The organism is Nocardia sp. NPDC059229, assembly GCF_042754165.1.
Lineage (GTDB): Bacteria > Actinomycetota > Actinomycetes > Mycobacteriales > Mycobacteriaceae > Nocardia.
Genome location: NZ_JBHZAK010000010.1, coordinates 218,490 through 230,524, shown reverse-complemented (window position 1 = coordinate 230,524; position 12,035 = coordinate 218,490). Strand labels below are relative to the sequence as shown.

At 68.8% G+C, this 12,035-nt stretch carries 12 protein-coding genes; 4 read left to right on the top strand and 8 right to left on the bottom strand.

Going from position 1 to position 12,035, the window contains the following annotated elements; translation table 11 throughout:
* Positions 1-12 precede the first annotated feature (12 nt).
* Both ACFXHE_RS23730 and ACFXHE_RS23725 read left to right on the top strand, forming a co-directional pair.
* Complete coding sequence (locus tag ACFXHE_RS23730) at positions 13-822, top strand: amidohydrolase family protein (RefSeq protein WP_379386287.1); 810 nt, start codon at positions 13-15, stop codon at positions 820-822.
* A 1,236-nt stretch (positions 823-2,058) separates the two neighbouring features.
* Positions 2,059-2,256, top strand: coding sequence for a hypothetical protein (locus ACFXHE_RS23725; RefSeq protein ID WP_379386285.1), 198 nt, complete (start codon positions 2,059-2,061; stop codon positions 2,254-2,256).
* 63 nt (positions 2,257-2,319) lie between these two features.
* Here the strand turns inward: ACFXHE_RS23725 and ACFXHE_RS23720 are convergent, their stop codons facing one another.
* The 8 genes from ACFXHE_RS23720 to ACFXHE_RS23685 are packed head-to-tail and all read right to left on the bottom strand — an operon-like array spanning position 2,320 to position 10,164.
* Positions 2,320-3,144 (bottom strand): carbohydrate ABC transporter permease, encoded by an 825-nt coding sequence (locus tag ACFXHE_RS23720; protein ID WP_379386283.1) that lies wholly within the window; start codon positions 3,142-3,144, stop codon positions 2,320-2,322.
* Positions 3,137-4,090 (bottom strand): carbohydrate ABC transporter permease, encoded by a 954-nt coding sequence (locus ACFXHE_RS23715; RefSeq protein WP_379386281.1) that lies wholly within the window; start codon positions 4,088-4,090, stop codon positions 3,137-3,139. The genes ACFXHE_RS23720 and ACFXHE_RS23715 overlap by 8 nt, the downstream gene beginning before the upstream one ends.
* 3 nt (positions 4,091-4,093) lie before the next feature.
* Positions 4,094-4,951, bottom strand: a complete 858-nt coding sequence (locus ACFXHE_RS23710) for a metallophosphoesterase (RefSeq protein ID WP_379386279.1) — start codon at positions 4,949-4,951, stop codon at positions 4,094-4,096.
* Entirely contained in the window at positions 4,948-6,318 is a 1,371-nt protein-coding gene (locus ACFXHE_RS23705; protein ID WP_379386277.1) for an ABC transporter substrate-binding protein, read from the bottom strand. The genes ACFXHE_RS23710 and ACFXHE_RS23705 overlap by 4 nt, the downstream gene beginning before the upstream one ends.
* 35 nt (positions 6,319-6,353) lie before the next feature.
* The gene (locus tag ACFXHE_RS23700) at positions 6,354-7,517 is read right to left on the bottom strand and encodes an ABC transporter ATP-binding protein (RefSeq protein ID WP_379386275.1); all 1,164 of its coding nucleotides are present in this window, start codon (positions 7,515-7,517) and stop codon (positions 6,354-6,356) included.
* A gap of 9 nt (positions 7,518-7,526) precedes the next feature.
* Positions 7,527-8,432 carry an alpha/beta fold hydrolase gene (locus ACFXHE_RS23695; RefSeq protein ID WP_040857205.1) on the bottom strand — a complete coding sequence of 302 codons (906 nt, stop codon included), beginning with the start codon at positions 8,430-8,432 and terminating at the stop codon, positions 7,527-7,529.
* Complete coding sequence (locus tag ACFXHE_RS23690; protein WP_379386273.1) at positions 8,429-8,956, bottom strand: YiiD C-terminal domain-containing protein; 528 nt, start codon at positions 8,954-8,956, stop codon at positions 8,429-8,431. The genes ACFXHE_RS23695 and ACFXHE_RS23690 overlap by 4 nt, the downstream gene beginning before the upstream one ends.
* A 47-nt stretch (positions 8,957-9,003) precedes the next feature.
* The gene (locus ACFXHE_RS23685; RefSeq protein WP_379386271.1) at positions 9,004-10,164 is read right to left on the bottom strand and encodes an acyl-CoA dehydrogenase family protein; all 1,161 of its coding nucleotides are present in this window, start codon (positions 10,162-10,164) and stop codon (positions 9,004-9,006) included.
* A 174-nt stretch (positions 10,165-10,338) separates the two neighbouring features.
* Between ACFXHE_RS23685 and ACFXHE_RS23680 the strand changes: the two genes are divergently transcribed.
* Together ACFXHE_RS23680 and ACFXHE_RS23675 are read left to right on the top strand one after the other, a co-directional pair.
* Positions 10,339-11,265 (top strand): PDR/VanB family oxidoreductase, encoded by a 927-nt coding sequence (locus ACFXHE_RS23680; RefSeq protein WP_379386269.1) that lies wholly within the window; start codon positions 10,339-10,341, stop codon positions 11,263-11,265.
* Between the two features lie 49 nt (positions 11,266-11,314).
* The gene (locus ACFXHE_RS23675) at positions 11,315-12,001 is read left to right on the top strand and encodes a hypothetical protein (protein ID WP_379386267.1); all 687 of its coding nucleotides are present in this window, start codon (positions 11,315-11,317) and stop codon (positions 11,999-12,001) included.
* The last annotated feature ends 34 nt before the right edge of the window (positions 12,002-12,035 follow it).

The following is a 12,035-nucleotide window of genomic DNA, read 5'->3' as shown; positions in this document are numbered from 1 at the left end:
GAGCCCGCGCAGATGACCGTCGACGCCTGGGCGCAGCATCCCACCGCCCGTTTTCTCGCCCATGACATGTTCGACTCGCTGCGGCGGTGGACCGATGCCATCCCCGCCGGCGAGATCCCGCTGAAATCGACGCTCGCCGCCATGGACGCGGCGGGCGTCGACCACGCCCTCCTCTCCGCCTGGTGCGCCCCGGAGGGCGTCCTCATCTCGAACGACCAGGTCGCCGCCTGGGTCGCCGAAGCGCCCGACCGGTTCTCCGGCATTGCTTCGGTCGACCTGCGCCGGCCGATGACCGCGGTCCGCGAACTACGCCACCGAGTCCAGGACCAGGGCTTCAAGGCACTGCGCGTACTGCCCTGGCTGTGGGAGGTACCACCCACCGACGCCCGCTTCTACCCGCTGTACGCCGCCTGCGTCGACCTCGGCATCCCGTTCTGTACCCAGGTCGGCCACACCGGCCCCCTGCGTTCCTCGGAGACGGGCCGCCCGATTCCCTACATCGACCGGATAGCCCTGGACTTCCCCGAACTCACCATCGTGTGCGGCCACGTCGGCTACCCGTGGACCGAGGAGATGATCGCAGTCGCCCGCAAGCACCCGGGCGTGGTCATCGACACCTCGGCCTACACCACCAAACGCCTGCCCCCAGAACTGATCTCGTACATGAAGACCCGCAGCGGCCGCCGAAAGGTGCTGTTCGGCACCAACTTCCCGATGATCTTCCCCGAGCACGCCCTCGCCGGGCTGGGCGACCTGGGCCTCGACGACGAAACCCGCGCCCTGTACCTGGACGGCAACGCCCGCCGTGTCTTCGGACTGTGACGGGTCCCGGTACCGTTCACGAGGATGCCCTGGGTTCCGACCACCACCGGCACCCACACACTCCTGGCGAGGACGTGCTTCAGCTCCAATCAACTCGTCGTGACGATCCAAGCCGCCCCCGCGGAAAGCACGCCCGACCTGCAACAAACACACGACCTCTGCCAAGGCATCGGCTCCGGCAGCGCAGGATTCTGACCCCGAGCACGCTTGGTCCTGTAGGGCGCGACGATGATGCCTTCGGATTCCGCACACCATGAGAAGCACTCGATGAAGTGTCGCGATGACCGCCTGAGCCCGCAGGCAGTCGCGACGTCGGTGGCGGTCAGGATTCGGGCTGCCGATTTTCGGTGGCTCGAGTAGGGGTGGTTTGGGAAGGATTGGGGAGTGCAGGTGAGTGGTGAGTTGGGGCGGATTGCTGAGCGGGCGGATCGGTCTGCGACGTTCGGGTTGATTCGGAGGTTGGCTGATGGCGGTGTGGGAGGGGTGGAGCGGGCGGAGATCGGCTATGTGCTTGGGCGGTTGGGCGATCCGCGGGCTGTGATGCCGTTGGCTGGGATCGGGTTGGATCGGGGGTGTTCGGGGGAGGTGCGGCGAGCGGCGTTTGGGGTGCTGGAGAGCATAGGGATGTGTTTGGAGGGGGCGGACTTGCGGGCGTGGTGGGACAGTGGGGATGACCTGGTGTGGCTGTGTATTGCGGCAGGCTGAACGGGGCGAGGCCGATCTGCTCGAACCGGTGGCGCGGGATTCGGGGCATCGGCTGCACCGGCACGCATTGAGGGGCATCGAGTTCGGATTCGAGGAACCGCGTTGGCAGGAGTACAAGGTCCGGGGGCTCGATCAAGCTGGACATGCTGCGCTGCAACGACTGGTCCGGCGTCCCCGCTGCTGACCGGCCCTCCATCGCTGCCTTTCTGTTCAGTCATCCGGACCCGGAAGTGCGGGCGTTGTCCTGCGTAATTCTGTCGACCTGGCAAGAGGCGGACCCCCTGGTCGCGCTCGCCCATGATCCGAATTCAGGTGTTCGCAAGTCCGCCGTCTACTACCTGCGGTTCGTGCCGGCGTCGCGTGAGATCGCGACGCTCACTTGGGATCTGGTTGCCTCAGGTGAGGTCGCCGGCACTCGCGGTTGTGAAGCGCCGGCCACCTGCGCCGTCCATACGCCAGCCGGCGAGCTCGATGACCGACTGATCGAGCTGGCGCGCACGGACCTTCGGGAAGAGCATCCGCGCCGAGGCGGTGTCGCAACTCGGCGACCGCATCGAACCGCTGCTGTCCCTGCTGTCCGAACCACCTTTGGTGACGTGGGCGGTGCACCTCCGGTTACTGGATGCCTGCCGCAAGTCGGGTTTGTGTCCGCCTGCCGCCAGCGCACTGCGAGAAGTCGACAACCTGGATGTAGCGCTCGCCCTCGCCGATCTCGACGCCCGCGAGTGAAGATGCCCCGCCTTCGCTCGAGACTCGGTCCCGTCGTCCGGATGAGCGCGGACAGTTGGACGCCTACTCGAGACCTGAACGGACGAAGGCGTTCACGATGTGCCGCTGCAGGACCAGGTAGAGGAGCAGGACCGGGAGGCAGGCCAGGCCGGCTACTGCCATGAGTGGTCCCCACTGGTCGCCCTCGGTGCCCATGAAGCTGCGCAGGCCCAGCTGCAGGACCGAGTTGGAGCGGCGGAGGACGACTGCGGGCCAGAAGTATTCGTTCCAGGCGTTGATGAACAGGAGAATTCCCAACGCCGCCAGAGCGGGCCGCAGATTCGGGACAACTACCGTCCACAGGATCGACCAGGAGGAACGGCCGTCGATGCGGGCCGCCGCCACCAGCTCCTTGGGGAAGGCTGCGAGGTGCTGGCGCAGGAGCAGTACAGCCAGCGCCGAGCACAGGGTGGGCAGGACGGCGCCGACCAGGGTGTCGAGGAGGCCCAGGCGGGTCAGGAGGATGTAGTTGGGCAGCATGCTGACCTGGAATGGGACCAGCCAGGTGCCGACGAACGCCAGGTACAGGAGCCGCTGGAAGCGGAAGGTGTACAGGCCGAAGGCGTAGGCGGCCAGCAGGGCGATGAGCAGCTGACCCGACGCCGAGAGTGCCGCCACCACAAAGGTATTCAGGATGAGGCGGGGGATGTCGAGCTGGTGGGCGGCGTCGGTGAAGTTCGACAGGGACAGCGGCCAGGGCAGCGGCGACAGCGATGTGACGTCCTCGGGCCGGCGCAGCGCGGTCGCGAAGAGCCAGTAGATGGGGAAGACGCACACGACGGCCGTGCCCGCGAGCAGCGCGTGGCCGCCGGCGGAGCGCAGCCGATCGGGCAGCGAGGTTTCAGTCATCGTGGAAGGCAACCTTTTCCGAGATCCAGACCAGGCCCGCGGCCACCACACCGAATCCGAGGAACAGCAGCACACCGGCCGCGGCGCTCAGTCCGGCGTCGAAGCTGTGGAACGCGTATTCGTAGAGCAGGTAGTAGATGTTGGTGGTGGACTGTGCCGGGCCGCCCTGGGTCATGGTGTCGATGAGCGGGAAAGTCAAGGTGGGACTGAGCAATACGGTGGTCAGCACCAGGAACAGCAGGGTGGGGGACAGCAGCGGCAGGGTGATCCAGCGGCGGATCTGGCCCGGGGAGGCCCCGTCGACACTGGCGGCCTCGTTGTAATCGCCGCTGATGCCGGCCAATCCGGCCCACACCACCAGCACGGCGAATCCGAGCAGCTGCCAGCCGGTGATGCCGACGATCACCCACTGCGCGGTCCGCGCGTCGTAGACCCAATTGCGTTGCGAGTCCAGGACACTGTCCACGAAACCGGTGCGCGGATGCAGCAGCCAGCGCCACACCGCGGCCACCGCCACGGGCGCGACCAGGAACGGCGCGAAGATCAGCGCGTGATAGACGGTCCGGGCGCGCGGGCCCACCCGCCGGCCGCCCAGCGCGATCAGCACCGGTAGCGCGACCGTGAAGGGCAGCAGCCCGGCGACCATCCAGACGGTGCGGCGCGCTGAGGCCCAGAACGCCGGAAGGTCCACCAGCCGTTCGTAATTCGCCATCCCGACCGGCCGCATGGGCTGGGTCGGGAGCAGATTCCAGGAGTAGGTGGACAGTTGCAGGGCCTGCACCAGCGGCTGATAGGTCCACACCACCAGCAGGAACAGCGCGGGCGCGAGATACAGATACGGTGTGGCGCCGCGGAGTGCGCGGCGCAGCAGGGCGCGGTGCGGACGCGCCGCCGGTGTCGCAGCGATCAGCGGCGGCGCGTCCTGTTCGGGGACTGTGACGAACACCGGTCACCCGGCCTCCGCCGCGAGGGCGGCCAGTCGCTCCTGCACCTCGGTGTCGGCCTTGTCGTAGATCCGGGTGCCCGGGCCCGCCTCGACCGCGGTCGCGATGACCGACGTGCCGACCACATCGAGCCGGGTGAAACCCGATCCAACGAAACCCTGCTGCCGGCCCGCCGGCGCCATGGCGTCGATGCGATAGGCCAGCGCCGGGCCGACCCAGACCGGGACCCCGGCCAGCGCCGACGCCGCGGTCATGTGGTTGTGCCCGCACAGGATCATGCGCACGTCGGTCCCGGAGATCACCTCGGCCAGCTGGTCCGCGTTCTGCAGCTTGAGGAACTCCGCGGCCGGGATGGCCGAGGGCAGCGGCGGATGGTGCAGCACCAGCACGCTGCCGCGCGACGCGGGGTGGCGCAACTGCTCGGCCAGCCAGGCCAGCTGCTCGGGTTCGAGACGGCCGTCATGGCGTCCTGGCGTGGTGGTGTCCAGGCCGATGAGCCGCAGGCCGTCGACCTCGATGACCCGATCGTGCGGCAGCGCGGTGTCGACCGTGCCGGGTTCGAGACCTAGCAGCTCCACGCCGAAAGCATCGCGCTCGTCATGGTTTCCCATCACGTACAGCACCTGGGCGCCGAGTTCGGCCGCCACCGGCTCGACGGCCTCGCGCAGCCGCCGGTACGCCTCGGGCGAGCCGTTGTCGGTGAGGTCGCCGGAGAGCAGCAACGCGTCGATGCGCTGCCCGCCGGTGCGCAGCCGATTCAGGACGTGCAGCAGCGTGGCATGGGTGTCGATAAGGTCGAGGACCTGCTCACCGGCGGGGCGCAGGTGAGTGTCGGTCAGTTGGACGAGAATCAGATCGTTCATGAGGCCGGCATCAGTTTGGCGCCCTCGATGCGGGCGGTGGTGAGAGTGGACTGGGCGTCCTTGCCCTGGAACACGATCGACTCGACGGCGTCCATCATGCCGTCGCGGATCTGCAGATAGTCGTTGCCCGGCATGGAAACCCACGGCTCCATGGTGGCCAGCTGCGCGATGTTCGGCGCCAGCAGCGGGTTCTGGGTGGCCCACGAACCCAGCACGGCCGGATCGGTCACCATCTCCGAACGCAGCGGCAGGTAGCCGATGTTCTGTGCGATCTTCATGTAGGACTGCTCGCTGGTGAGGAACTTGATCAGCTCCCAGCCGGCGCGCTGCTTGACCGGGTCATTGGTCAGAATATGAAGTCCCGCACCGGAATTGGTGGGCACCGGCGGCTTGTCGCCGAAGCGCGGCATGGCGGCCGAACGTAGGTCCCACTTGTTATTGGCGCCCGCCACGAACGTGCCCTGGATGGCGCTGGTCTCGAGGATCATGCCGATCTCGCCGCGCGCGAACGCCTCGTAGCCCTGCTTCTGCGCCAGCTTCGGCATGGAACCGGAATTGACCAGATCCTGGGCCATCTTGGTGACCTCGACGCTCGGGGCGTCGGCGTAGGTGAGGGTGCGGCGATCGTCGGAGATGACCCGTCCGCCGTCGGACCGCACCATCGACTGGAAGCACCAGTCCTTGGCGGCCTTGGTCAGGCAGTCCAGGTACACGCCGCCCTGACCGGTCTTCGCGGTGATCGCCTTGGCGTCGTCGGCGACCTGCTGCCAGGTGGTCGGCGGCTTGGCCGGATCCAGCCCGGCCTGGCTGAACAGGCTCGCGTTGTAGTAGAGCACCGGGGTAGAGAACACGAACGGGACACCGTAGGTGTGGCTGTCCCAGTCGTCGAGGGTGCGGGCTCGCGGGTGGAAGTGGAACTTCTCACCGTTGAAGTTCTGCTGCACCGCCTGCTTGCCGAACAGCGTGTCGAGCGGCTTGGCGCCCAGCTGGTGGATGGTGAAATCGAGGTCGCTGAAACCCAATTGGGCGACATCCGGCGGGTGCCCGGCCACCATCTGGTTCTGGATACTCGAGATGGTGTCGGTGGCGGGGTTGGGGCTGTTGCCCTGCGGCTTCTGCGCGGTCACCGTGATGTTGGGGAACTTCTTGGAGAAGTCGGCGATCAGGGCGTTGAAGGTGTCGGTCCAGGCGCCGGCGAGCCCGTAGTTGTAGGACTCGAAGACGATCGAGACCTTCTGATCGGGGCTCAGTTCGGGGACCTGCGCCGTGGAGGTGGCGTCGGTGGCGGTGGTACCGCTCAGCCCGCAGCTGGTCAGCGCGAGACAGGCGGCGAACACCATGCCCAGGACGGGGCCGGTGCGTTTCACGGGTCTTCTCCTCATCGAATGGTGGTGCGAAAGAATCAGGCGACCGAGGCCGCCGGGTCCGCGGGTAGGATCGCGGTCGGCTCCTGCCAGCGCAGGCGCAGGCCGGAGCCGGGGTCGAACAGGTGGAGATCGGCGGGGTCGCAACGCAATCCGATGTCGTCGCCGACCCGGACACCGGCGGGGCGGGTCGCGCGCACGCACAGCTCCAGCGCGCCGGCGGTGACGTGCACGAGCTCCTCGCTGCCCAGGTTCTCGACCATGGTCACCCGGCCGCGCACGGCCGTGGCGGTCGGATCGATGCGCAGACGCTCGGGACGAATGCCGGCCAGAACCTCGGTGCTGCTTCCGGTTTGGCCGGCGTCACTATCGGATTCGGCTGTGATGCTGCCGGATTCGGCGTCGATCCCGAGCGCGGCGTCGACACCGTCGGTCCGCACGCGCAGCTTGCCCTCGTGCGAAACCACCTCCGCCGGGAAGATGTTCATCGGCGGCGAGCCGAGGAATCCGGCCACGAACGCGGTGCGCGGGTGGTCGTAGAGCTCTTCCGGGGTGCCGACCTGCTCGACCCGGCCAGCGTTGAGCAGCGCGATGCGCGTGGCCATGGTCATGGCCTCCACCTGGTCGTGGGTCACGTACAGGAAGGTGGCCCCCAGCCGCCGGTGCAGGGCGATGAGTTCGGCGCGGGTGGCGCTGCGCAGCTTGGCGTCCAGATTCGACAGCGGCTCGTCCATCAGGAACGCGCCGGGGTCGCGAACCATGGCCCGCGCCAGCGCGACTCGCTGCCGCTGGCCGCCCGAGAGCGCGGCGGGCCGGCGGTCCAGCAGCGCGGACAGTTCGAGCGTCCGGGCCACCCGCTCGACCTGCTCGGCGATCTGCGCCCGCGGCGTGCGGCGGGCCCGCAGCGGGAATCCGATGTTCTTCGCGACCGTCAGATGCGGGTAGAGCGCGTAGCTCTGGAACACCATGGCCAGGTCCCGCCGCTGCGGCACCTCGTCGGTGATATCGGTGCCTTCCAGGAGGATTCGGCCCTCCGACGGCTGCTCCAGGCCCGCGATCATGCGCAGCAGCGTGGATTTGCCGCAGCCGCTGGGGCCGAGCAGCACCAGGAATTCACCGTCGGCGATGTCGAGGCTCACCTCGCGCACCGCGTAGTCGGTGTCGAATCGTTTCGACACCGCGTCGATCTGCAAGCGGGCCACTGTTCTCCTTCAGGCCGGCGCGGTGCCGGTCGTGATCCAATCCGCCACGCCGGTGGCGATGGCGGGCGCGTCCTTGACCCACAGGAAGTGGTCGCGGTTCGCGACGGCCGAGTTCTCGTCGATGTGCCAGCGGGTCACCTGGGCGGCGGGCATGCGCGAAACCAGGAAGTCCACATTGGATTTCGGTCCGAGCACGTCCTCCGACAGCGAGATCACCAGCACCGGCACGCGCATGGCGGCCAGTAGCGAGTTGTAGCGGCGTTTGGTGCCGCTGGGCCGGTAGTAGCTGGTCAGCGAATGCACCGACCAGTCGATCATCACGCCGCCGGGCATGGGCGCGGGAATGAGCACGCCCCCCGGCCAGTGACCCTTGTACCGCGACACCAGGCCGATCCACTGGATCTGGCTCAGCGCCTCCCACCAGCGGCGCGGGCCGAACGCCCACCAGAAGACCGTGCCGGTGCCGATGATGGTGACGCCCGCGATCCGGCCGGGCTCGGCGGCCGAGAACAGCAGGGCCAGCTGGCCGCCCAGGCTGTGGCCGAACAGCTGGATCGGCGCGCCCGGGAAGCGCTCCTCGACCGCGGTGACGATGGCTGGCAGATCGGTCTCGATCATCTCGCGGTAGCCGAAGTCGGTGTGCTCACCCAGCTTCGGGGTGGCCTCACCGTGCGCCCGCAGATCGCAGGTCGCCACCGAAAGTCCCTGGGCGTGCAGGGCTTTGGCGAGCGAGAAATAGTTCTTGGCCTTCATCGCCATGGCCGGCAGGATCAGCACCACCGGGGCGTCCGGCCGCTGCGCGGGCAGGAAGCGGACGGTGAAGGCGACGCCGTCGGCCGTCTCGACCCGGGTGCTCTCCAGAGTGGTGAATTCCGAACGGGATTCGGGGGTCGCGGTGGTCGTGTCGCCGCTCATTTCGCCTTCGCCCCGGTGATGGTCACGTCGCACACGTAGTCGAAGGTGAACTTGGCGACCATGACCTCGTTGTCGTCGAGCAGCGTCGCCTTGCCGGACAGCTCGAACCGGGCCGACGCGGTGGCGGCCAGGATGTCGGCGAGCTCGCGCTGGTCGACGGTGGCGATCGCGCGGATGCGGCCCTGTGCCGGCTTGCGGTAGGACGCGGTGCCGTCGCGCAGTACCAGGCGTTCGACCGTGTACAGCCGGTGGGCGGCCGCGCCGACGAAGGCCGCTGCGCCCGCGATGTCGGCCGCGGTGAACAGCGCGCCCGCGTGCACGGTGGACATGTGGTTGCGGACCTCGTCCACGGCCGGGATCTCCACCACCGCGCGGTCGGGGCTGATCTCGGAGACGAGGGTGCCGACGTGGCGGCCGAACGGCACCATCTGCTGCGAGATGGCGCGCAGGTACTCGTAATCGACGGCGTCGGGGTTCAGGTCCGGATAGGCGGCGGCGAATCCGGACAGCGTGCGGGTGGTCATCTCGGGCTTCCCTTCGGTGTTCTGAGTTGTCGGCGGCAATCGGGCGATCAGCGCGGGCCGCGCAGCACCCGGCGGGCGATCGACCAGCGCAGCACTTCCGAGGGCCCCTCGTAGATGCGGAAGGCGCGGGCCTCCACCAGGAATCGGGCCACCAGGTGGTCCTCGCAGACGCCCAGGCCGCCGTGCAGCTGCACCGCGCGATCCAGCACCCGCCAGACCGCCTCGGAGACGAAGGTTTTCGCGATGGAGGTCTCGTGCCGGGCCTGCGAGGAGGTCGGACCGTGAGTGTCGATGGTGTCGGCGACGCTGCGCACCAGGCTGCGGGCGGCCGCGATATCGATCTCGTTGTCGGCGATGAGGCCCTGGGCGATGCCGTGCTCGGCGATGGGCACGCCGAAGGAATGGCGGCGCGTGATGTGGTCGGCGGTGAGCTGCTGCGCACGCACCGCCAGGCCCAGCCAGTTCATGCAGAACGTGAGCCGTGACGGCGCGAGCCGGACCTGCGCCAGTTCCAGGCCCCGGCCGACCTCGCCCAGCACGGCGGCGTCGGGGACCTCGCAGTCGGCGAATTCGACCTCGCAGTGCCCGCCGGGGGCGCTGGTGTGGTCCAGGGTCGGCATCCGGCGGCCCACCCGCAGGCCCGGGTTGTCCTGATCGACCAGGAACATGGTGGGGCCGTCGGAGGTCATGGCCACGCAGATGGTGAACGCCGCGCCGTTGGCGCCGGTGGTGAAGTGCTTGGCGCCGTTGATGATCCAGCCCTTGTCGGTCTCCTCGGCGGTGGTGCGCAGCATGCGGGGATCGGTACCCGCGCCGGGGGCGGGCTCGGTCAGCGCGATGGCCGAGCGCACGTCGCCGGCGGCCAGCGGGGCCAGATAGCGTTCGCGCTGTTCGGCATTGGCGACGTGGGCCAGCAGATGGATATTGCCGTCGTCGGGAGCCCAGGCGTTCAGGGCCAGCGGGCCGAGCAGGCTGGCGCCCGCCGCCTCGAGCACCTCGGCCTGGGCCCGGGTGTTCAGGCCGAGTCCGCCGTACTCCGGATCGGACAGCGGGCCGAAGACCCCCGCCTCCTTGGCCTTCTTCTGCAGGTCCAGCCGCAGCGCGTCATCGGTGACCCGGCCGCCGGCCACCACCTCGCGTTCCACCGGGATGACCTGCTCAATCACGAACTGCCTGGTCCGTTCGACCAGTTCCGCCACAGCGCTCATGGGGTCAGTGTCGGTCGGGTGTCCTGTCTACCGGGCGGGCGATCGTCAATGCCTATCGGTCGAATCGACTGCCGCTTCCGACCCGCGTTCTTCCGGGCGTCTCGGACAGGCTGAGCCCGACACCGAGTCCAGGAGTGTTCGACACCGGGCCCGCGGGGCCGACGAGGGGATGCGATGACCGAGTTGATGGTCCGGGTGACCGGCCGACGTGACGTGGCCGAGGGCGTGTTCGCTCTCGAGCTGGCGGCGCTCGGCGGCGGCGCGCTGCCGGACTGGACGCCCGGCGCCCACATCGACGTGTTCGCCGGATCGGCCGGTGTGCGGCAGTATTCGCTGTGCGGCGATACCGCCGACCGGCAGTCCTGGCGGATCGCGATCCTGCACGAACCCGACGGCCGGGGCGGCTCCGCGCATCTGTTCCGCACCGCGCATCCGGGCACCGAGTTGCGAGTGTCGCTGCCGCGCAACCACTTCGCCCTGGCGCCCGGTGACGAGTACCTGTTCCTGGCGGGCGGCATCGGGATCACGCCGATCCTGCCCATGGTGGCCGCCGCAACGCGGGCGGGCGCGCGCTGGAGCCTGCACTACGGCGCGCGCACCCGGGAGCACCTGGCCTTCACCGATGAGCTGGCGCGCTACGACCGGGTGAACCTGGTGCCGCAGAACGAATCCGGGCTGCTGCCCCTGGCAGACCTGCTCGCCGACACCACCGCCACCGTGTACTGCTGCGGGCCCGCGCCGCTGCTCGACGCCGTCGAGGCCGAGGGCGCGCGCCGGGGCCTGGCCGTGCACACCGAGCGGTTCGTGCCACGACGCGTCGACAACGGGGTCGATCGCGCCTTCGAGGTCCGCCTGGCACGCAGTGGTCAGGTGCTGCGTGTCGGGCCGGACCGGTCGATCGTCGAGGTGCTCGAGGGCGCGAGCGTCGCCATCGTCACCTCCTGCCGGGAGGGCACGTGCGGCAGCTGTGAGACGCCGTTCCTGGAAGGCGAAGTGGAGCACCGGGACTCGGTGCTAACCGCCGCCGAACGCGAATCCGGCAACACCCTGATGCCCTGCGTATCGCGGGCCGTCTCAGATGTTCTCGTGCTCGACCTGTGACACGAGAAGCACAAGGAAAACCAAGCGAAAGAACGCAGAGAGAACCAGGATGAGGAATACTGCTGCGGCGTCCGCGCTGCTCGCCGCGACGCTGTGCATCGGCGCCGGCGTTACCGGTACCGCCCAGGCGGACTCCGCCGATGTCACGAACTACACGGCGACCGACACCGGAACCTCCACGATCGTGCGCACCGACGCCGGTTCGATGACGGTCGAGGATGGCATCTTCAAGATCAAGGCCGCCAACGGCACCGTGCTCGGCGGTAGCGAGCTCTCCTTCCGGGTCGACGACTTCGTCTTCCCGATCGCGGCCGACATCAAGGGCCGCACCGCTACCCTGACCCCGCAGTTCGACGAGGCGCACGCGGTGTACAAGCCGGTCGCCCTGCCCTACGAGGACCAGGCCCCCTGGAAGACCCCGTACGACCGTGAGCAGGCGGCCTGGGGTCGCATGCGTGACACCATCTCCGTCGGCGCCGCCATCGGCACCCTGGTCGGCGGCCTGGGCGGTGCCGGTCTGGGCTGCCTGGCCGGTGCCGCCCTGGGCGCGACCCTGACCGGCGCCCTGGCGCTGCTGTTCGGCGCGGGCCCACTGGCCGGTTGTGTCGCGGGTGCGGCCGCCGTCGGCTTCCTGGGCACCATCGCCGGTCAGCTGTTCGTGACCGCGCCGGTCGCCATCGCGGCTGCCATCCAGTATTTCACCACGATCAACCAGCCCTTCACGCCCGCGAAGTAGGCGTGTAGACCCGGCGAGTCTCGCCCGGGGGACA